Source organism: Acinetobacter chengduensis, from assembly GCF_003664645.1.
Classification (GTDB): domain Bacteria; phylum Pseudomonadota; class Gammaproteobacteria; order Pseudomonadales; family Moraxellaceae; genus Acinetobacter; species Acinetobacter chengduensis.
On sequence record NZ_RCHC01000002.1, the window covers coordinates 309359 to 329730 of the forward strand.

The 20372-nt window shown below is 40.1% G+C and carries 20 protein-coding genes; 9 read left to right on the top strand and 11 right to left on the bottom strand.

Translation table 11 applies throughout. From position 1 onward, the window contains the following. Positions 1 to 79: 79 nt before the first annotated feature. Positions 80 to 2503 carry a DNA internalization-related competence protein ComEC/Rec2 gene (locus D9K81_RS03030; RefSeq protein WP_120374488.1) on the top strand — a complete coding sequence of 808 codons (2424 nt, stop codon included), beginning with the start codon at positions 80 to 82 and terminating at the stop codon, positions 2501 to 2503. Between the two features lie 22 nt (positions 2504 to 2525). On the opposite strand, the gene D9K81_RS03035 is transcribed toward D9K81_RS03030, so the two are convergent. Further along, positions 2526 to 3512, bottom strand: a complete 987-nt coding sequence (locus tag D9K81_RS03035) for a lysophospholipid acyltransferase family protein (protein WP_120374489.1) — start codon at positions 3510 to 3512, stop codon at positions 2526 to 2528. Between the two features lie 127 nt (positions 3513 to 3639). On the opposite strand from D9K81_RS03035, the gene sppA reads away from it, so the two are divergent. Beyond that, a complete protein-coding gene (gene sppA, locus D9K81_RS03040) occupies positions 3640 to 4677 on the top strand; it encodes a signal peptide peptidase SppA (protein WP_120374490.1) in 1038 nt (345 codons plus the stop codon). Continuing rightward, positions 4674 to 5483, top strand: coding sequence for an alpha/beta fold hydrolase (locus D9K81_RS03045; protein WP_120374491.1), 810 nt, complete (start codon positions 4674 to 4676; stop codon positions 5481 to 5483). Before sppA ends, D9K81_RS03045 begins: the two co-directional genes overlap by 4 nt. Positions 5484 to 5542: 59 nt before the next feature. Here D9K81_RS03045 and purN read toward each other — a convergent pair whose 3' ends face one another. Together purN and purM are read right to left on the bottom strand one after the other, a co-directional pair. Beyond that, positions 5543 to 6172: a phosphoribosylglycinamide formyltransferase gene (gene purN / locus D9K81_RS03050; protein ID WP_120374492.1), complete on the bottom strand. Its 630-nt coding sequence runs from the start codon at positions 6170 to 6172 to the stop codon at positions 5543 to 5545. A gap of 9 nt (positions 6173 to 6181) precedes the next feature. Next, positions 6182 to 7252, bottom strand: coding sequence for a phosphoribosylformylglycinamidine cyclo-ligase (gene purM / locus D9K81_RS03055; RefSeq protein WP_120374493.1), 1071 nt, complete (start codon positions 7250 to 7252; stop codon positions 6182 to 6184). A 134-nt stretch (positions 7253 to 7386) separates the two neighbouring features. On the opposite strand from purM, the gene cxpE reads away from it, so the two are divergent. From cxpE to D9K81_RS03075, 4 genes are all read left to right on the top strand, one after another. After that, complete coding sequence (gene cxpE / locus D9K81_RS03060; protein ID WP_120374494.1) at positions 7387 to 8604, top strand: chloramphenicol efflux transporter CxpE; 1218 nt, start codon at positions 7387 to 7389, stop codon at positions 8602 to 8604. A gap of 15 nt (positions 8605 to 8619) precedes the next feature. After that, positions 8620 to 9324: a DnaA regulatory inactivator Hda gene (gene hda / locus D9K81_RS03065; RefSeq protein WP_120374495.1), complete on the top strand. Its 705-nt coding sequence runs from the start codon at positions 8620 to 8622 to the stop codon at positions 9322 to 9324. A 116-nt stretch (positions 9325 to 9440) separates the two neighbouring features. Beyond that, the gene (gene rbtA, locus D9K81_RS03070) at positions 9441 to 11240 is read left to right on the top strand and encodes a rhombotarget A (protein ID WP_120374496.1); all 1800 of its coding nucleotides are present in this window, start codon (positions 9441 to 9443) and stop codon (positions 11238 to 11240) included. Between the two features lie 13 nt (positions 11241 to 11253). Continuing rightward, positions 11254 to 13686: a CSLREA domain-containing protein gene (locus tag D9K81_RS03075; RefSeq protein ID WP_120374497.1), complete on the top strand. Its 2433-nt coding sequence runs from the start codon at positions 11254 to 11256 to the stop codon at positions 13684 to 13686. Between the two features lie 243 nt (positions 13687 to 13929). On the opposite strand, the gene D9K81_RS03080 is transcribed toward D9K81_RS03075, so the two are convergent. From D9K81_RS03080 to D9K81_RS03100, 5 genes are all read right to left on the bottom strand, one after another. Continuing rightward, positions 13930 to 14334, bottom strand: a complete 405-nt coding sequence (locus D9K81_RS03080) for a DUF3106 domain-containing protein (RefSeq protein ID WP_120374498.1) — start codon at positions 14332 to 14334, stop codon at positions 13930 to 13932. Beyond that, positions 14324 to 14644 carry a hypothetical protein gene (locus tag D9K81_RS03085; protein WP_120374499.1) on the bottom strand — a complete coding sequence of 107 codons (321 nt, stop codon included), beginning with the start codon at positions 14642 to 14644 and terminating at the stop codon, positions 14324 to 14326. Before D9K81_RS03085 ends, D9K81_RS03080 begins: the two co-directional genes overlap by 11 nt. After that, the gene (locus D9K81_RS03090; RefSeq protein WP_120374500.1) at positions 14641 to 15255 is read right to left on the bottom strand and encodes an RNA polymerase sigma factor; all 615 of its coding nucleotides are present in this window, start codon (positions 15253 to 15255) and stop codon (positions 14641 to 14643) included. Before D9K81_RS03090 ends, D9K81_RS03085 begins: the two co-directional genes overlap by 4 nt. Before the next feature lie 158 nt (positions 15256 to 15413). Next, positions 15414 to 16190 carry a TrmH family RNA methyltransferase gene (locus tag D9K81_RS03095; protein WP_120374501.1) on the bottom strand — a complete coding sequence of 259 codons (777 nt, stop codon included), beginning with the start codon at positions 16188 to 16190 and terminating at the stop codon, positions 15414 to 15416. Between the two features lie 59 nt (positions 16191 to 16249). Beyond that, positions 16250 to 17224, bottom strand: a complete 975-nt coding sequence (locus D9K81_RS03100; protein ID WP_120374502.1) for a class 1 fructose-bisphosphatase — start codon at positions 17222 to 17224, stop codon at positions 16250 to 16252. A 31-nt stretch (positions 17225 to 17255) separates the two neighbouring features. Here D9K81_RS03100 and D9K81_RS18380 point away from each other — a divergent pair, with 31 nt between their 5' ends. Next, the gene (locus D9K81_RS18380; protein WP_171406856.1) at positions 17256 to 17396 is read left to right on the top strand and encodes a hypothetical protein; all 141 of its coding nucleotides are present in this window, start codon (positions 17256 to 17258) and stop codon (positions 17394 to 17396) included. A 10-nt stretch (positions 17397 to 17406) separates the two neighbouring features. Beyond that, entirely contained in the window at positions 17407 to 17595 is a 189-nt protein-coding gene (locus D9K81_RS03105) for an NF038105 family protein (protein ID WP_120374503.1), read from the top strand. 125 nt (positions 17596 to 17720) lie between these two features. On the opposite strand, the gene pal is transcribed toward D9K81_RS03105, so the two are convergent. The 3 genes from pal to tolA all read right to left on the bottom strand — a co-directional run. Continuing rightward, complete coding sequence (gene pal / locus D9K81_RS03110) at positions 17721 to 18290, bottom strand: peptidoglycan-associated lipoprotein Pal (protein ID WP_120374504.1); 570 nt, start codon at positions 18288 to 18290, stop codon at positions 17721 to 17723. A gap of 33 nt (positions 18291 to 18323) precedes the next feature. After that, complete coding sequence (gene tolB / locus D9K81_RS03115) at positions 18324 to 19607, bottom strand: Tol-Pal system beta propeller repeat protein TolB (RefSeq protein WP_171406864.1); 1284 nt, start codon at positions 19605 to 19607, stop codon at positions 18324 to 18326. Between the two features lie 296 nt (positions 19608 to 19903). Beyond that, positions 19904 to 20372, bottom strand: a 469-nt coding sequence (gene tolA / locus D9K81_RS03120) for a cell envelope integrity protein TolA (protein ID WP_121523105.1), incomplete at its 5' end; no start/stop codon positions are given.

Consider the following 20372-nt stretch of genomic DNA (forward strand, 5'->3'; position numbering starts at 1 on the left):
GAATATTCCGCTATGAATTGAAGCTCACCTCGGTGGGCTTTATTATTGCCGGCAAGAATAAAATACTAGAATAAAAAATATGTTGCTTTGTTTTTGCTTGGGCTGGATTTTTGGCACAGCGTGGATGGGAAAAACAGGATTTGACTCGCTACTGGGTACGGCAATGGCCTTACTGAGCTTTGTGTTCATCGTCATCACGAGCAAGTTGTTAACTCAACAACACTTATTCGTTAAAACACTCAGCGCAGGACTAGTTTTGTGTTTAGGTAGTTATTTGGGCTTTGCCTATGCCAATCAACAGCTGAAGCAACGTTTACAGTACACCGTACATCAGCCTGAAAGTACGAGTGTAGTGGTCTATGTTCATGCCTTAAATCAATATAGTGAAAACAGTATTCAGCAAAGAGTACAGGTCTTAAATACCGCTCGCCAACCTATACAATATTTACTTTACTTAGCTAAAACCAAGGCCGTGTCGACTTCAGACTTGGAGCTGGAATTAGGCAAGTATTATCAAATTGAAGGGCAGTTAAAACCAGCGCATACCTATGCAACGGCTGGTGTGTTTGATCAAGAAAAATGGTTGCTCCAGCAAAATATTCAGGCGACTTTTAGAGTTAAACATGCAGTAGCTTTAGATGAAGTTCAGATTAAAGCATTGGGCTATGCTGATATTTGGTATCAACAGCATACGTCAATACAGCAGTTTCGTTTGTGGACTGAAAAGCAACGCTTGGCATTTAGAGTCAAAATATTGCATTTGCCCTTAGCGCATAAGGGATTGTTATTGGCCTTATTGACTGGTGACAAAAGTTTATTAGATGTTGCAACTGTTGATCAATTTCAGCGTTTTGGCATCAGTCATTTGTTGGCCATATCTGGGCCACATGTCTTAATTTTTGCAGTGTTAATCTGTTGGATGATCACGCGTTTTATACGAAGGTTTGCACCACGACTGTATTTGAAAATACCACGCCAATTTATTTTGATTTGGCCATTTATTGGCTGTGTATTTGTGTACTGTGCTTTTGTGGGTTTTGAAATTCCTGCTATGCGAACCTTGATTATGACGGTTGTTGCTAGTGGCATGTTGCTTTTGCGCCTAAAAATTCATGCCTTAAAATTATTAGTTTATAGCGCAACCATATTATTGTTATTTGATCCTTTTAGTATTTTATCGGCCGCTTTTTGGTTGTCTTATGGCGCGTGTTTTATTTTACTCAGAATTTATCAAACCCTTTGGCAACATCAGCAAGCGCTTGAAGCGCATGCATCTGTTTGGACAAAACTACGTTTATCTCTGCATTTGCTCATCACATCCCAATGGAAAATTTTTATTGCACTTTTTCCCATGATGGCGCTGTTTTTTAAGCAAGTGGCTTGGATTGCACCTTTGAGTAATTTAATAGCGATTCCAACTTTAGGTTTGGTGGTTGTGCCTTTAGATGTACTGGCTGCGTTCGTTGATTTTTTTGCACCAGCCGTCGCATCTGTGCTCTTCCAATTCAATGACCTGTGTTTAAGCCTGCTTTTAAGCTTATTTGATGCAATTGACCATGTACTCAATCCACAATTATTAAATATTGCTTTAAATCCTGCGATGCTTTTACTGCTAAGCCTATGTATTTGTATTTTGTATCTTCCAGAAGGTGTTGTACCGAAAGCATGGCTATTCTTAGGTTTAGTGGCAATTTGTTTGAAGGCTTATATGCCACAGCCCTTTCAATTAACGGTATTGGATGTGGGGCAAGGGCAATCTATCTTATTGCGTGAAGGAAAGCACAGCATGATGGTCGATACAGGGGGCTATTATGATGAGCAAAAATTTAGTATTGGTAAAAATATTATTTTGCCGTTTTTGTCACGACAAGGTGTGTCAAGCATAGATCAATTGCTGTTGACGCATTTAGATCAAGATCACAGCGGCGCATATTTTTCTATACAAGATCAGTTGGTAGTAAAAAATTTATATGCCAGTGAGCATGTAGATGTACCTGCGGGAACACAATTTGAATATTGTCAAAGGGGACAAGTCTGGCAATGGGAGAATGTGCGTATAGAAGTGCTTTCACCGAATAATATACAAGCGGTGAGAGCAGGCGCACAGCGTAATGAAAATTCATGTGTACTTTATATTCGATTGGCCAATGCAATGCCTTATCAAACATATTTATTGATGGGGGATGCAGGCTGGCAAACAGAATATGAACTTTTAAACGCCTACCCAAATTTACAGGTTGATGTATTGGTACTGGGGCATCATGGCAGTCGACACAGTTCATCATTTGATTTTTTACGGCATTACCAGCCTAAACTGGCGATTGCTTCAGCAGGAAAATGGAATCGTTATGGACACCCAAGTAAAGAAACACTGGCAAGACTGAAGGCCTTAAATATCCCACTTCTGAGTACGGCCGAGAAGGGCAGTATAGAATTTAAAGCCAAAGATGGCCGTATTCAGGTCATGGCATATCGAGATCAATGGCAATGGTTAAATCATTGATTTCGATATGTGAGCCCAAGTTTTATGCCTCTGAGGTATTTAGCTGAGCAAAAGCCACTTGCTTGGCATTTATAGTCTCTTTACGCAAGGTTTGTACAATTTCAATCGCTTGTTCAGGGGGTAAATTGTAAATATCTTCTAAAGCAGGATTTGCCTTAAAGCGTTTGTAGCTCCAGTGATAATGCTCAGGATAGCGACGAATTAAATCTTCTAAAGCGGAGAAAATAACACCTGAGCCATCATTAGCTGAGCCTTCATATATGCGCACATCAAGTTTTTCAATGTACAGATCGAAAAGCCCATTTTCATTACGTATGGCATAAACGAATAATGCACCACATTTAGTTTTTTGAATAAGTTTGGCGCTGAGGTTGCTTGTGGCCAATGGCAAGCCAAAATATTCAATCATATCACCGCCAACATTTGGCGTATGATCGGGAAGAATAACGGTTGTACCACCTTGCTTCAGTGCTTTAAAAATTTGACGTACCCCTGATTCATCTGTTGGAACCAAAGTGGCTTTTTCTCGGCTACGGGCATTACGTACAAATTGGTCTGCGGTTTCATTTTTAACTGGTTTGTACATAATCGTCATTTTGGTATGCTGGGCAAACCAAGCATTCATAATTTCCCATGTACCAAAATGTGGAACAACCAGCACGAGGCCTTTATTTTCAGCCATAATGTCGTGAAATAATGATTCGCCGTATACTTTATTGATACGTGCTAAATTTTTTTCAGCAGATGAACCCCAAATACTAAAAAATTCAAAATATGAACTTAGCTCATTGCGAATTGCTTGTTGTGTAATTTTTTCACGTGTTGCTTGATCCAGTTCTGGAAGTGCAATATTTAAATTGAGGCGAATTGTTGCAGAAGTCTTTGAAATTTTGAAAGTATTGACCAATGCTGCTAATCCACGAGCAAAAAAACGCGAGAATTGAATCGGCATACGACTGATAAAACTCAATGCACTGTGGGTGGCGTTATGAGGGCTTTGATCATTCATGTTTTATTGGATTATTTCAAATAGAGAAAAATTAAATTAATTATAGGCGAAATTGAGTGGTATAGACAGTTTTCACCATTTACATGTATATAATGGGATAACATTATAATTGTATATTGGATTTTTTATGTCCGATTGGCCACCAAAGCCTGAAAGTGAAATTCAGAAGACAACATCAACAAATAACGTACATCAGCCGACAGGCAATGAATGGAAAATCTTAGAAAAAGCTGTTTTGGCATCAGTTGAAGAACAACGTCGCACACGTCGTTGGGGCATTTTCTTTAAATTTTTGACCTTTGCTTACATCCTTTTTGTATTGGTTGCTTTAGGCAAGGGCTGCAGTACTGCAAGTTCAACTTCAAGTGATGCAACTGCTTCAGGCTCACATATTGCGGTTGTAGATATTGTTGGTACGATTGCCGCAGATAAACAAAGTGTAAATAGCTCAGATACTATCCGTTCATTGAAGCGTGCCTTTGATAACAAACAAAGCAAAGCTGTGGTTTTAAATATTAACTCGCCAGGTGGTTCACCTGTACAGTCTGATGAAATTTGGCAGGAAATTCAGTATCTAAAACAACAGCACAAAGACAAAAAACTCTATGCTGTAATTGGTGATACGGGTGCTTCAGGTGCATATTATATCGCTTCTGCTGCAGATGAAATTATTGTCAATCCGTCAAGCTTAGTGGGCTCAATTGGTGTGATTATGCCAAATTATGGTGTTAATCAATTGATGCAAAAGCTAGGTGTAGAAGATCGCACGATGACATCGGGTGAAAACAAAGCCTTACTTTCGATGACTCAACCTGTAGACCCTGCACAAAAAGCACATGTACAAGGTGTGTTAGATAATGTGCACGATCATTTTATTAATGCAGTTAAACAAGGCCGTGGTAAAAAGCTCAAATCTACAGATCCTGCAATTTTCTCTGGTTTGTTCTGGACGGGTGAACAAGCGGTTAAATTGGGTATTGCAGACCGTACAGGCAGTATTCAAAGCTTAAAACGCGAATTAAAAACGGATAAAACAGTGAACTATACTGTTGAATACAGCCCATTCGACTCAATTTTAGGTCGTATGGGTGCTTCAATTGGACAAGGTTTTGCAGCGTCTTTAAGTCAGCAAGTACAGACTGAGGGCAGTGCTAAATTACAATGAAGCCGATTATTCATTTCGCACATGCCAATGGTGTACCTGCTCAAGTGTACACCAAGCTTTTTCAAGCACTTGAAGATGATTTTGATGTGATTTATGTGCCCCTGTTGGGACCAGATAGACGTTATCCAATTGATAATCATTGGCACAGTCTCACACAACAAGTCATAGATAGTATTGTAAGGCAAGCCAAAGGTCGTCCAGTGATTGGTATTGGACATTCCTTGGGTGCTGTGCTGACGTTTAAAGCAGCACAGCAACGTCCTGAATTATTTTCACAGCTGATATTAATGGATCCGCCATTTGTAACGGGTACAGCATCGTTGATGTTGCATGTTGTGAAAACTTTAAAGCTCAAACTGCTTGATAAGCTTTCACCTGCGGGATTATCAAAGAACCGTCGAGATCATTGGGAGTCACGTGAACAGGCGGCGACCTCTTTGGGGGTAAAGGGATTCTATAAAGATTTTGATCCTGAGTGTTTCCAACATTACATTGACTATGCGTTGACTGACGACCGTATTCGCGGTGGAGTAGAGCTTTCGATTTCAAAATATGATGAAGTCAAAATGTTCAATACCAATCCGTCATGGTATTGGCTACCACAGCCCAAGACTAAAGTCCCCGCACAGCTACTTGTACCTAAAGGTAGTCCATTTTTGCAACATAAGTTCCCGCAGCAGGTAAGCAAGAAATTTGCTATACCACTTCGTATGACCGAAGGAGGGCACATGTTTCCATTAGAACGACCTCTTGAAGTGGCCACTTTGCTTAAGCAGTTGGTCTCAACCACGAATTCACAAAACTAATATGTAGCACAATAAAAAAACGCATCCAAAGATGCGTTTTTTTATATCTGATCGATAGCTTAGAATTTGCAGAATTGAACTGCTTCAGTCATCGGGTTCCCACGGAACAACACGCCATTTTCGCTATGTTGAATAGTGCCAGTACAAATCCATTCAGCTACCTGAGGGTAGATGAGATGTTCTAATACATGGACACGATTCGCTAAACTGTCAGCAGTATCATGCACATTTACTTTGAGCACGCCTTGCGCCAGCGCTTGGCCTGCATCGAGTTCTGCCGTGACATAATGCACTGTACAGCCATGCAAAGTATCGCCAGTATGAAGTACACGCTGATGTGTATGCATACCTTTATAGTTGGGCAATAAAGAAGGGTGGATGTTAATCATCTTACCTTCCCATGCTTGTACAAACGGAGCACTTAGAATCCGCATAAAGCCTGCGAGAATGACTAAGTCAACATTCCAATCAAGCAGTTGTTGATGCATCACATTGTCAAATGCTTCGCGGTTTGGAAATTGTTTATGCTCAATGACTGCAGTTGCAATGCCTGCATTTTTTGCACGTTGTAGTGCAAATGCTTCAGGTTTATTTGAAATGACCCCAACAATTTGCCCAGATAGATTTGCATCAATTAAGGCTTGAAGATTAGAGCCACTTCCTGAAACAAGAACAGCAATTTTAATCATTGGATGGGCTTATGCAAAAATCACACGGATTTTTTCGTCAGCGCCTTCAACTGATTCAGCATTGTCTGCAATATGACCCATTGCGAATGCTTTTTCGCCAAGACCATTGAGCAATTCAACAGTTTTGTCTGCGTCTGCAGCATCAACAACCAAGACCATACCTACGCCACAGTTAAATGTACGATACATTTCGAATTGTTCAACACCGCCTTCTTTTTGAAGTAGTTTAAACAATTCTGGCCATTCCCAAGATGCTTCATTAACGACAGCTTGCGCACCGTTAGGAAGTACACGAGGTAAATTACCTGGTAAACCGCCACCTGTGATGTGTGCCATTGCATGGACATCAACTTGCTTAAGCAATTCTAAAATTGGTTTGACATAAATACGTGTTGGTTCCATTGCTGTATCAGCAAGTGGGCGACCATCAACGATTTGAGTCATATCAACATTTTTAACGTCTAAAATTTTACGAAGTAAAGAGTAGCCATTAGAGTGTGCGCCACTTGATGCAACACCTACTAACACATCGCCAGCTTTAACTTTAGAGCCATCAATAATTTTGCTTTGTTCAACCACACCCACACAGAAACCTGCTAGGTCATAGTCTTCGCCTTCATACATACCTGGCATTTCAGCAGTTTCGCCACCTACAAGCGCGCAGCCTGCAAGTTCACAACCTGCGCCAATACCTGTCACGACATTAGCAGCTACGTCTACATTTAAGTGACCTGTTGCATAGTAGTCGAGGAAGAATAATGGTTCAGCACCACAAACCAAAAGATCGTTTACGCACATTGCAACCAAATCTTGACCAATCGTGTCATGACGGTTCAAATTTAATGCTAAACGTAATTTAGTACCAACACCATCTGTGCCGGATACGAGGACAGGTTCTTCATAACCTTTGGGAATTTTACAAAGTGCGCCAAAGCCACCGAGGCCGCCCATAACCTCAGGACGTTTCGTACGCTTAGCGACTGATTTGATACGATCGACTAACGCGTCGCCCGCTTCAATGTCGACACCTGCATCTTTGTAGCTTAAACCAGTGTTTGGGGTAGAAGTTGAGTTGCTCATAATGAAGTCTCCGCATTCGCGCGGCGATTATAACCTGAATAAACGAAACTCTTATGTTATTTATGCTCTAAAATGCTATCTTTATTAAAATATTTCTCTTTTATAACGATTACACTGACATAAAGGTGAGTTTTATGGGCGATCGCACCTTGCGCCGCATTTTTATTCTGGCTGGCATTGCACTTATTCTTTGGGTTCTGTATCTACTCAAACCTGTCGTGATTCCTTTTGTAGGCGCTTTTTTGATCGCCTATTTATTCAGTCCTTTGGTGAATAAACTACATCGAATTGGCTTGCCACGTTGGTTATCGATTAGCGTGGTTTTTGTGGGTATTGGTGTCGCATTGACGATTGCTATGTGGTATTTAATCCCACTGATTTGGCAACAGTTAATGTATGCAAAAACAAATATTCCTGCAAATATTCATTGGATTAATTATACCTTTCTGCCATGGCTGTCGCATACATTTAATTTAGTGCCTATGGAAATTGACACGGAACAAATGTCTGCTGCAATCATGGAATATATCCAAACAAATTACAGCGCAGACAGCATTCAAGCCATGTTAATGAAGGTTGCACAGTCTGGTCTCAACTTTATTCAGATTGGTGGCACAGTTGTGCTCATTCCAGTGATTGCATTTTATTTTTTACTGGATTGGGAGCCAATGTTAGAGCGTATGCGTCGCTTAATTCCTCGCCAATATGAAGCCAGCACCATGACGATTGTAGGTGAATGCCACAGCGTATTAGGCGCCTTTGTAAAAGGTCAGTTCTTGGTGATGTTTTTGCTTGGGGTGGTCTATGCAGTTGGGCTACAGGTCATTGGTTTAGAAGTCGGTTTAATTATTGGCATGATCGCAGGTCTGGCGAGTATTATTCCTTACTTGGGTTTTGCTGTAGGTATTATTGCCGCCGTTATTGCAACATTCTTCCAATTTGGCATGGACTGGATGCAACTGGTACTGGTATTGGTGGTGTTCTTAATTGGTCAGGCGGTCGAAGGTTATATTCTACAACCTTTCCTGTTAGGCGATAAAATTGGTTTATCCCCAGTTGCTGTTGTCTTTGCAGTTTTGGCTGGCGCACAGCTAGCAGGCTTTCTTGGCATGCTCATCGCACTCCCTGTTGCTGCTGTTATAGTGGTGTTATTACGTCATGCACGTGAGACGTATGAGCGTAGCACTATGTATGGTGCAACAGCGCATGTGAATACCCATGGTGTTGGTTCAATTAGTATTGAAACAGATCAAGCCAACATTGATATTGAATTGAAAGACGGCGCGCTAAATTCACTGCAAGACGCTGAAAATTCGAGTAAGATTGAAGTACCAGAAAATAAAGATAGATAAGGCCTGCTGAATAATATGCGTCAATTGCAATTAGATATAGAACCTCAACTCGATGCCAGAATTAGTGATTTTTCAGGGCCGAGTTGGGGGCATGTCATTGATGCGGTTCGACAGCTACACGCAGGTTTAATGAATCGCTTTTATGTCTACGGTGGGGCAGGTTCTGGCAAGAGCCATTTACTCTCTGCCATTTGTGATTCTTATCTTGAAATAGGTAAAACAGCTATTCAAGTCTCTTTGTTAGAACTCTTGGATGCACCAACTGAAGCTATTACATCACTTGATCGTTATGATTTAGTGGCTTTAGATGATATTGAAGCGATTAGTGGTGTGCCACATTGGCAAAAAGCAGTATTTCATTTAATTAATTATAATAATGAAGGTGGTGGGCAGTTGGTGTTTTCATCACGCTTTGCGCCTATTGAACTTAAACTAGAATTGCCCGACTTACAGTCACGTTTAACGCAAGCGGTGAGTGTAAAAGTACCCAATGGTAGTTTATTTGCAGATCGACATGCTTTAGTCACTTCAGTCCTGAGCCGTCGGGGTATTCACATTGACCCGCAAATTATTGATTATTTACTTTTGCAAGGGCCACATCAAACCTCTGTATTATTACAAACGCTTGAGCAACTTATTCAGCTACTTAAAGGCGAAAAACTAAAAATTAGTCACGCAAATTTGCGTCAAATTTATGCCTTGATTGATGAATACCGTTAATTGATAAAAAACTTGAGTAATTGCTCTAGCTGTGACAAAGTACACAAAAATACTATGTAGCTGTCAGGAACGAACAGCGAAACATAAAAAGATAAAAAAAAATCAAGGAGAATGTGATGCTCAAACGGAGCATAGTCATGGGTTTACTGTGTTTTGCCGGGCACGCGTATAGTGCTGAAATTGCAGTAACAACGACTGATGATAACGATGTAGATGATAGTGTTTGTTCTCTACGTGAAGCAATACAATATATTAATGCAGGCTTACCAAAAGAAGGCTATCACGGTTGTGGTGGAGAGGGTGCCGTATCCATTATTTTGCTAGAAAAACAAGCAACCTATAAATTAAAAAGCCGTATTGATATTAAAGCGGGTCTAACGCTTAAAACCACCTATGACAGTACAGAAAATCAGTCAGTTGCAGTTGGGTTGAACAATGCCACCATTCAAATGGAAGGCAAAGACCAAATTTTCCATATCGACAATGACGATAAATCCCAAATTACAGTGAATCTTCAAGAAGTTTCATTTGAAGGCTGTGGAACGAGTGTCTGTGCGAGTTTGGGCGGTATTATTTACAATAATGAGAAATTAACGCTACAAAGCGTGTCGCTTAAAGGTGGTCGTGCGGATAAAGGCGGCGCGATTTATAATGTCGGTTTTTCAGATGAAAGCTCGAGCTTAGGCAGTGTAGTTCAGTCTTATAATACGTTATTTGAAAATAACCAAGCCAATAATGGGGCCGCAATTTATAGTGTTGCACCAAATTTCTGGATCGCATCATCGGTATTTAAAGGCAATACAGGTGATGTGACATTGTATACCGAAAAGCCATTAGCCAATGCAGCAGCACTTATTTTCCCTGCGCGCGATCATTTAGTTACGAGTTCTACATTTTTTAAAAATTCAGGATTTGCACTTAATCTTAAAGATGGTATTGGCTTAAATAACTTAACCATTATTAAAAATGGTGGCGGTGTTTTACTGGATGTACAACAAGGGCAGGGTTATATTGCCAACAGTATTTTATTGGGTAATGGTCATACAGGCGGGTCTGAGAACTGTAAAGTTATAGATCAAAGCACGGATAAGAGTGTTATTTATAACAACTTACTTAGCGCAGAGTGTCCAACGGCTCCTGTTGCAAATAATAATACGGTATGGACACAAAATGCTTTAATTGCGGGTGACGACGAGGGTGTTTGTAAGAACCTCAACGAAGATACCAATTCATTATTGTGCCCATATAGTGTGCCAAATAATGCATTTTTGGGTTATTTACGCCCACGTATTTTAATCAGCTTTGCAGATATTTTTTCTGGACCAATTTTAAATAAAGGTCAGACAGAAGCGAATGGTAATGAGCAATTTGTTAGTTGTGAAAGCACTGATCAGCGTGATAAGGCGCGTGAAACTAATAACTTATGGTGTGATCGTGGTGCTGTGGAGATTATTATTCCATCCAGCATTCCACGTATTGGTGAAGATATTAAGCCGGGTCAAACCGCTAAATTTAATATCCTACAACACTTAGGCGACAGCGATTTAATTCCAAAAGAACAGTGTGATGCAGTTGTGGGTAAAAACCCAACAGGCAGTGCATGGCAAGATGGATGCTTGGTGATTAAGCAAACTCAAACAGTATCTAAAGGCAAAACCACACTTAATTTGAATGGTGATTTGGAATATATTCCAGATGGCGCATGGCATGGTGCAGATATTTTTGAGCTCCAAGTTGTGACATCTTCTACACGTTATAACCCCGCCAATAAGTACATTTCTGCAGAAGTCCGTATTTACCAAGAACCAGATAATGATTTGGAAAGTAAGTCAGTCAAAACCTCGGGCGGTGCATTTGGCTTCTATGGATTGATTGGGTTACTTGGGCTTGTGGGTTTACGCCGTCTAAAAAAATAAGAAGGGAATTGCCATGAAAAATTATAAAAAAGGATTGTTAGCGATCATGGTTCTTTCTGCGATGTCATTGATGGCAGCCGAAGAAAAAATCATTGAAGTGAATACATTTGAAGATGAGAACGGTGAAAATTTAAATAATTGTTCTCTACGTGAAGCAATTATTGCGGCGCATAAAAATGTAGCTTTTGGTGGTTGTAGTGCAGGTGATACCAATTCAACCCAAGTTGATATTATCCAGCTTAAAGAAGGGACATATAAGCTTACCCGCGGAGAATTAAAGCCTGAATCTGCGGTCAATGTTAAAGGTGCAACGCGCTATAACTTTGATAAGCGCAATGCCCTGACAGATGCTTATCCAGCGTATGAAGATCTAAAAACGTTCATTGTGGGGAATGGTTCAAATCGTATTTTTAATACAGCCCAAACTTTTGCAAATTTAGATTTAACAGATGTTGGATTAAAAGGTGGTAAAGCAGACCTAGGGGGCGCAATTTTCTCTGGTGGTAATTTGTCTTTAAACCGAAGTGCAATTCTAGATTCAACAGCAACACAGGCTGGAGGAGCAATCTATGTTTTAGCACAAAATGGTGAAAAAACATTAACCATTAACAGTTCATTATTAGAAGGCAATAAAGCTACTAAAGGTAGTGTATTGGCCATGGACTGTGTGAGCAATATGAGCGATAGTAAGCCTGTAATTAGCTTGTTGCAAAGTAGTATTGTTAAAAATGGTGCTAGCGATAACCAGAGTATTTTAGACTTTTGTGGAAATGTCAGTGCAACAATATCCACCAATACTATTGCACAAAATACTGCGAGCCCAAGCAACGGAAGTGTGATTAAAGCGATTTCTGAAGGCAATAACTTACTCAGTCAGTATTCAAATATCATTCTTGCCAACAATACCATTGTTGAAAATGATGCATATACGGGTTTGTATTATGACAAAAATGGCACCAAACAATTAGGATTTAATGTCTTTGCTTATAATGGTAAAAATATTGCAAATTCTAAGTCATGTCGCTTTTTGAACAATGCAAAACCAGATGATGTATTAAGTTTTATTGCCTTTAATAATGCACTAGAACTTAATGCTGAAAAATGTGACTTACCAAAGTCAGCATTAGACGAAGCTGTGAATGACTATAAAAATATCGATGTCAGTCATACAGCAATGTCGAATATTTTATCGAATCTCATGCCAGCATCTGCATATAACGTTTTCTTGCCACTGTATTATCCTAAGCGATATTCAACGGGTAATGATTTATTTGATGTTTCTGCGATTAACTGTAATACATTTAGTACCGTATCATCTGATCAACGTGGAATTGAACGTGTCATAGATGCGACTTTGTTACTTACACCTGAGCAACGTAATTTATGTGAGATTGGCTCTGTTGAAGTCATGAGCTTAACCGCAGCGGATGTGCAAGATCTCAAAAATACATCTTTAGTTACCTTGGTTGATTACTATCAAAAAATTGTTGATCAACTGAAAAAAGATATTGATGATCCAGACTTTAAGCAATACAAAATCGCGAACCAAGATGATTTATCTGAAACGGAACCGTATTTAAATAACTTAAAGGCCAATTTGAAATATCGTGCGATTTATTTCGATCCATTTAAACTTGCGCTGGCTAGCCAAAAAGTGGCAGATTCGACAGGTAATCAGTTATTAAAACGCTTGGATATGGACCATTATAACGTCAGTGTAAAAACACTTGGTTTAGGTACAGACCTTTTAGTCAACAATGGTATCCCTACTGTTGTGAATACTGGCGCTGATTCAGATTTGGTGTGTGAGTGGAATGCAAGTTTGAAGCAGGTTGTTTTATACCGTACAAGCGGTGCAGTCACTGCTCCAGGTGTTGTGGGTTATTGCTCATATACGTTGACGGATAAAGAAAATTCAGCACTTACATCTTCAGGGATTTTAAAATCGACCTTTGTTAATATTGCACCCGTTGCAGTATCGGATGAATATAGCATTGGTAGTGGTAATAATTTGACGGTTATAGTGAATCCGTTGGAAAATGACCACGATCATGGCGATGGTCCTGAAAATAGTGTACCCGCAGGTAAAAAAGTTTGGTTCCAAAATGCACTTAGCCAAAATACTGCAATTAAATTTGAAGCAATGCCGGCAGGATTAAACTTTAAAGCAGAATTTAGTGGGCCATGTCCAGACGCTTATGCCCGTGATACATGTTACGGTGGAAATATTGAGTTTTCTGTGAAAAATAATCTCAGCCAATTTGATTATCCAGTGAAATATACAGTATTTGATTCGGAAGGTATGCAGTCTAATGAAGCAATAATTACCCTTAAAAATGCGGCTAAAAATACCAATACCTCATCAAGTGGTGGTGGCTCTATGGGTATTTTAGGTGTATTTGCTTTAATGGGCTTGGCATTGTACCGTCGTAAATTAAAAGCATAATCTGTATCTATTTATGGGAAGCCATGTATTTTCATGGTTACACCTTACATAAAAAGTCAGTACTGTATGTACTGGCTTTTTAGTGCCTATTCAGTACGCATTTTATGTGCAAGATGACATTGATGCTTTACCTCATGAGTTAAGGCCATTTGTGCGTATGGATTTAATGTTGTTCTAGATACAAAAAATGCCAGTTGATCATACTGGCATTTTGTTGCGCTTTTTACAGATTGTCATGCGTCATTAATGGCTTAGACTTTCAGCTTTTAAATATTTATTGATATATTCTTCACGAATACTTGCACGGTCATCAGGCGCAGCACGCTGTAGGCGGTGAGCCAAATCTTTACGTTCTTGCGTGCTCATTTTTTGCCAAGTTTCACGCATACGTTGTTTATCCGCATCTGGCAGTTGATTAAACCAATCCATACGCTGTTGTAAGTTTGTGCTTTGCTCAGATGGAATTTCTTTTAACGACTGATAGCGCTTAATCAGTGCTAATTGCTCAGCATCAGACAAAGAGTCCCAGGTATCACTCACTTGAGTATTCGCATCTTTTGAAAAAATCCAAAAACGTTCAAAGCCTGCAAAACTGGTTTGCAAGAAACTGAACGCACAAAATGCCAATGCTAACTTTTTAGCTACCATGAGACGTTTTATCCTCGCCCAAGACCATTAACATTTCTAAATCTTCGACCATTTGAGGTGAAAGCTTAGGCGATGAAATGACTTGAGTATCAGGTTTTTCATTCAAAGTGACTGAATTAGGTAATACAACAAAACCGGCAATTGCAGCTGCGAGTGCAAAGCTGGACATTTTCCATAAACCGTAACGAGAAGTTTCTCGTTCGTGAATTTGATCCAGCACGTTATTCATCACTTGTGCTTTATGCTGATGTTGCTGTGCAAGCCGATCTAGCTTTTGGCTCACGTTTTTTACAAAATCATCTTGCTTCATTCGGATGACCCTCCCAAATTGGGATTTAAGTGTGCTAATGAGGCGCGAAGGCCCTGAATTGCACGGTGATAATGTGTTTTAACACTGCCTTCGGTGCAATTCATAATTTCTGCAGTGGTATGTGTGTCGAACCCTTCCCATGCGCGGAGCATAAATGCTTGTTGTTGGCGCACAGGTAATTGAGCAATAGCCTCTTGAATTTCTTCAGCTGTCACTGCTTGAGTTAAAAATTCAGATGGATTGGGTGTCGATTCATCAACCACATCTTGTATTTCAAATTCATCATCATCTAAAGAGACTTTTCGGAAAAACGAGAAGGGCTGTGCACGGCGGGCTTCTTTACGACGCCAATCCTGTAATTTGTTATTTAAAATGGTGTAAAACAGTGGATACCATTCTTCAGTAGATTTTTCTGCATAAGATTTATGCAGTGAAATAAAAGCTTCTTGAACCAAGTCCATAGCAATACCTTGCTGGCCTTGGGTTGCACTTTCAATCATCACAAGGGCGCGACCAGTCACTTCATGCATAAAGTTTTTTAGACGAGTTTCAGCCGTGCTCTTAAGAACACTTGCTGGTGTACTGTCTGACTGTTTAGGCGCTAAGTCCATAGAGATGGAAAATCCTGTCATCGGATACCCACCATTATTTCCAATTTCATATTACATATAACGTTGAAAATAATGGTTTGGTTGACAAAAATACTTGTTATTTTTCTAGTGTAATCTATTTTTTTAAATCGGCGAGCCGATTTAAAATAAAATAACGATTAAATGCGCTGGCGAACCATTTCAAAGAAACACACAGATCCTGCAATGGCAACATTGAGTGATTCTTGACCACCTGGTTGTGGAATACTCACAGCATTTGCATGTGCAAGCGCATATTCACTTACACCTTGCCCTTCATTTCCTAATACCCATACGCAGGGTTGTTTAAGGTCTTGATCATATAGGCTGGTTGATTGGTGTGAGCTGGTCACATAGACTGGAATTTCAAAGCGTTCCAGAATATCTTCTAACTGAATATTTTCAAAGGTTTTAAGCGCAAAATGTGCCCCCATACCTGCACGTAGCACGCGAGGTGACCACAGTGAAGCTGAACCTTTAGTACACACGACTTGTTGAATACCTGCGGCTGCAGCAGAACGTAGCAAAGTACCAACATTACCCGGATCTTGTACGTTTTCTAAAACGAGTGTGTCTAAATCAAATTGTAAGGCTTGGCTAGAACTTGGCAGATCAACAATTGCCAAGAAGGGCAGTGTTGTACCTAAAGTACTCAGGTCTCGATACAAGCTTTCAGCAATCACAAAAACAGAGCCATCATATTCATCTAAAATATCGCAGATATCAGGATGTTCGAGGTTTTTTTCTGTAGTGAAAATAGAGTTGATACGACGTTTTTGCTCAACCCAAGCTAAACCTAGATGTGTACCTTCAAGTACGGTTTGACCCTGTTTTTTTCGATAGCTACTTTGTTCAATTAAACCACGTAAGTGTTTAATTTTCGCATTATCTTTTGATTCTAAAAATACAATAGACATATTTGGGAGACTCAAAACCCATAGTAGGATGTACTATGGGCTAATAGGAAAAAGAGGTTTTAGTTGTGATAGCTGGTCACTAAATCAACTTCATTTTTAGAACCAATAATGACTGGAACACGTTGGTGTAATTCAGTCGGTTGAATATCAAGAATGCGAACACGGCCTGTTGTAGATGCACCACCAGCTTGCTCCATCAGCATACTCATTGGGTTTGCTTCATACATTAAACGTAAACGACCTGCTTTTTTCGGATCTTTTAAATCGTATGGATACATGAAAATACCGCTACGGCACAAGATGCGGTGAATATCACCAACCATGCATGCTACCCAACGCATATTGAAATCTTTTTCACGTGGGCCAGTTTTACCTGCAAGAAGTTCATCGATATAGCGTTGAACAGGTGCTTCCCAGTGACGAGCATTTGATGCATTAATTGCATATTCTTTGGTATCAGCAGCGACTTGGATTGCATCTGCAGTTAATAAGAATTCTTTGCTTTCTGGGTCGAATGTAAAGAACACAACGCCTGCACCAACTGTTAATGCCATCATAGTTGATGGACCATACAGTACATAACCTGCAGCTGCTTGCTCACGACCTGCTTGCATAAAGTCTTCAGCTTGAGTTACTGCATTTTTAGCAGGCAAAATTGAGAAAATAGTACCTACACACATATTGATGTCGATGTTGCTTGAACCATCTAGCGGATCAAATAACACAAGATAATCACCATTTTCTTGTGCTGGAGTAAACTCGTCAAGTTCTTCAGAAGCTAAACCACCTACATGTGGATGAACTTTTAAGGCATCAATTAAATAGTCATTAGAAATAACATCGAGCTTCTTTTGCTCTTCGCCTTGCACGTTTTCGTGTTGAGCGCTACCCAAAACACCAGCTAAAGCACCTTTTTGGAGAAGTACGTCGATGTCTTTGCATGTGTTAGCAATAGTTTCAATAACTTGAGCTAAAGCAGGTGTTAAATTTCCACTTTGTTGTTGTAAAAATTGGGATAAGCTTAAACGTGACATAACTGGAATGCTCCAAAATAAAGCGGTCAAAATGATCGGAATTGAATATGTGCGTATTTTAGATGAGAATGCCTTAAAAGAACAATTAAACTCGACTATTTGCCGTCATTTTGCGCTTGCAACTCTAGAAGAACATGCTATGTTGAATGAAAGGGTATTTATTTTAATATAGGAGCACAACAATGACGATTCAAAAATTTGATGCGACTCCATCACCTACAGAAGGAATTTCATTGGATGAAATTTCTGCAGAAAAGGTTAAGGAAGCTTGGAGTGGCTACGATGCTAAGCCTGAATATAAAAAGTTTAATAAGCATGATCTTATTGAATCTATGCAAAGTTCAGAGCAACCCGTAGAATCTGCTGAATAACGTGTTCAATTGATTTGAATAGCTTTATTAGACTGCACTTCAATATGAAGCAATAAAAAAGCCCTCATGATGGAGGGCTTTTTTATTGCTGAAGCAATATCAGTTGCTGAAGCAAATGCGCGAACTTATTTAAGTAATGGTGGAACTGCTTCGTAGTTGATTTCTACGCGACGGTTTTCTTTCCATGCATTTTCATCATGGCCAGCATTAATTGGCATTTCTTTACCATAGCTGACAGCTTCTAGTTGGTTGGCATTTACGCCTGTTGTTACAAGAAAGCTTTCTACAGCTTTCGCACGACGTTCACCCAGTGCCATATTGTATTCACGTGTACCACGTTCATCTGTATGGCCTGTTAAAGCAACGCGTGAGTTTGCATTGGCCATTAAAAATTGAGCATGTGCTTGTAATGTTTGGATATCATCATTACTTAATTCACTGCTGTCATAATCAAAGTGAACAACACGTTTTGCTAAAAATGCTTTGTTGGCCGCAGTTACGCCTTTAGACGATGCGCCAGCAAGATTTTGTGCATTTAATGCAGCATCTTCGCTCAGGCCTTCTGTATTTACAGTTGTTGCTGTTGATGGGTTTTGACCCGCTTCAGCCACATTAACTGGTTTACGGCTTGCACAGCCAGTCATCACAACAGCAGTTGCTAATAAAGGTAAAACAAAAAGTTTAATTGCTTGCATGTATATCTCCATCAAGTTTTTTAAGCGTAAATATTATTTTGGTGCCCATGCTGGCTCACGAACTTCACCTTGTTCACTTGGCAAGTTCATACGGAAGCGACCATCAAGTGACATAATAGATAAAAGGCCACGATTTGCTTCACGTGTTGCATAGACCACCATTTGTCCATTTGGGGAGAAGCTAGGGGATTCATCTAAGCTGGTTGGCGTTAAAATGTTCGTCACACCAGAGTCTATATTTTGTACAGCGACTTTGTAGTTACTACCACTTGGACGATGTACCAGTGCCAGTTTTTTACCGTCCGCACTCAGTGTGCCACGCGCATTAAATGCACCACGGAACGTTAATCGTTTACTGCTACCATCGCTAAAGTTATAACGATAAATCTGTGGTGAGCCACCACGGTCCGAGGTAAAAATAAAAGATTTTCCATCAGGAGCGTAGCGAGCTTCAGTATCAATCGCGCTGTCATTGGTCATACGCTGTAGCTGGCGGGTTTCCAAATCCATTTGATAAATTTCTGGGTTGCCATGCATAGATGCTGTAAATAACATGCTCTTGCCATCAGGCGAGAAGCTTGGTGCACCATTTAAACCACGGAAGCTAGCCACTTTTTCACGGCTACCTGTCGCTAAATCTTGAATGTAAATGGCAGGCCGTTTCGTTTCAAATGAAACGTAGGCAATTTTTTTCGCATTGGGTGTCCAAGCAGGCGATAAGATTGGATCACGCGAGGTTAAAACAGTACGGGGTTGCTCACCATCCGTATCTGCAATTTGCAAGGTATAGCGTTGTTCTGGCGTTGCTGGGTTGCGTAGTACATAAGCAATACGGCCAGTGAAGTCACCTTTAATGCCAGTAAGTGCTTCATAAATCGCATCACTAATCATGTGAGCTGCTTGGCGTGTGCGAGAAGCAGGTACATTCAGTAGTTCATTGAGTAGGTATTGTTTTTTTTCAACATCATAGAGTTGATATTGAATTTCGTATGAACCATCAGCAGCTTGCTTGAGATTACCCGTCACTACATAAGGAACACCAGCAGCGTGCCATGCTTCTGCATTAGGTGAATTGAGTGCCGCTGTTGCAGGAAGATTCTTTGATGCACTGCTAAATTTGCCAGAACGATTTAAATCATTTTCGACAATTGGATAAATGCTTTGATCATTTGCAAAGGGAATAATGGCAATCTTTGGTGCTTCTTCAGGAGATTTGGTAATTTCCAAATGCAACTGTGCATGTGATTGAGTGATTAAAACAGGACTAAATGCAGTCAAAACGGCTATACAAAGCAGATGTTTACGCGTCATTTCCATCATTCGCTGGATACTCTGAATCTATAAATTTTTGTTACTGTGAATGTGTCACATAATGGCATGTTTTGAAAATATTAAAAGCATCACATTATGATTAATCTGTTATTAGAGTGTGAAAAACTGTCCAAATATTATCAGGTTGTTATTTCGTTGAGCTCACCTCATAGTGAATTTTTTATGACATCAGATATCGCCTTAAATGTGAGCGTATCTGTCTGCTGAGAAGATGAATAAAATCATCAAACTGGCTGTAAATGTAAAAATCCCTGACTGTGCAGGGATTTTGTGGCATCTGATCAGTTTGCCGATCGGAATGTCGAGGTTAAAGTCATCGCTTCGCGTCTTGCATCTGGGTCCGAAGGCATTGGGTAAGGTGCGGCAGCACGAACGGCAGCTTCAATACTGGCTTTCATATCTGGATCGCTGGCAGTCACCACGACAGAGCGAACAGATCCGCTTTCAGTCAAACTAATTCGTGCAGTGGCGGTTTTACCTGCTGAGCCAGAAGGGGTATCCCATACGCGACGGATTTTATTTTCAAAATCACGTTTTGCTGAGGATGCAATTTTTTTAGCTTCCGCTTTTTTCTCAGCTGCTTCTTCAGCGGCTTTTTTTGCAGATGATGCTTTAGCTTCTTCAGCAGCACGCTCACGCGCTTCTGCATCGGCTTTGGCTTTTGCCTCTGCTTTAGCTTTCGCATCGGCCTTAGCTTTTGCGTCTGCTTTAGCTTTTGCATCAGCATCAGCTTTACGTTTATTCGCTTCA

Coding starts and splice junctions, on each gene's coding strand:
- D9K81_RS03030 (WP_120374488.1), top strand. CDS start 80: ATGTTGCTTTGTTTTTGCTTGGGCTGGATTTTTGGCACAGCGTGGATG.
- D9K81_RS03035 (WP_120374489.1), bottom strand. CDS start 3,512: ATGAATGATCAAAGCCCTCATAACGCCACCCACAGTGCATTGAGTTTT.
- sppA (WP_120374490.1), top strand. CDS start 3,640: ATGTCCGATTGGCCACCAAAGCCTGAAAGTGAAATTCAGAAGACAACA.
- D9K81_RS03045 (WP_120374491.1), top strand. CDS start 4,674: ATGAAGCCGATTATTCATTTCGCACATGCCAATGGTGTACCTGCTCAA.
- purN (WP_120374492.1), bottom strand. CDS start 6,172: ATGATTAAAATTGCTGTTCTTGTTTCAGGAAGTGGCTCTAATCTTCAA.
- purM (WP_120374493.1), bottom strand. CDS start 7,252: ATGAGCAACTCAACTTCTACCCCAAACACTGGTTTAAGCTACAAAGAT.
- cxpE (WP_120374494.1), top strand. CDS start 7,387: ATGGGCGATCGCACCTTGCGCCGCATTTTTATTCTGGCTGGCATTGCA.
- hda (WP_120374495.1), top strand. CDS start 8,620: ATGCGTCAATTGCAATTAGATATAGAACCTCAACTCGATGCCAGAATT.
- rbtA (WP_120374496.1), top strand. CDS start 9,441: ATGCTCAAACGGAGCATAGTCATGGGTTTACTGTGTTTTGCCGGGCAC.
- D9K81_RS03075 (WP_120374497.1), top strand. CDS start 11,254: ATGAAAAATTATAAAAAAGGATTGTTAGCGATCATGGTTCTTTCTGCG.
- D9K81_RS03080 (WP_120374498.1), bottom strand. CDS start 14,334: ATGGTAGCTAAAAAGTTAGCATTGGCATTTTGTGCGTTCAGTTTCTTG.
- D9K81_RS03085 (WP_120374499.1), bottom strand. CDS start 14,644: ATGAAGCAAGATGATTTTGTAAAAAACGTGAGCCAAAAGCTAGATCGG.
- D9K81_RS03090 (WP_120374500.1), bottom strand. CDS start 15,255: ATGGACTTAGCGCCTAAACAGTCAGACAGTACACCAGCAAGTGTTCTT.
- D9K81_RS03095 (WP_120374501.1), bottom strand. CDS start 16,190: ATGTCTATTGTATTTTTAGAATCAAAAGATAATGCGAAAATTAAACAC.
- D9K81_RS03100 (WP_120374502.1), bottom strand. CDS start 17,224: ATGTCACGTTTAAGCTTATCCCAATTTTTACAACAACAAAGTGGAAAT.
- D9K81_RS18380 (WP_171406856.1), top strand. CDS start 17,256: ATGATCGGAATTGAATATGTGCGTATTTTAGATGAGAATGCCTTAAAA.
- D9K81_RS03105 (WP_120374503.1), top strand. CDS start 17,407: ATGACGATTCAAAAATTTGATGCGACTCCATCACCTACAGAAGGAATT.
- pal (WP_120374504.1), bottom strand. CDS start 18,290: ATGCAAGCAATTAAACTTTTTGTTTTACCTTTATTAGCAACTGCTGTT.
- tolB (WP_171406864.1), bottom strand. CDS start 19,607: ATGGAAATGACGCGTAAACATCTGCTTTGTATAGCCGTTTTGACTGCA.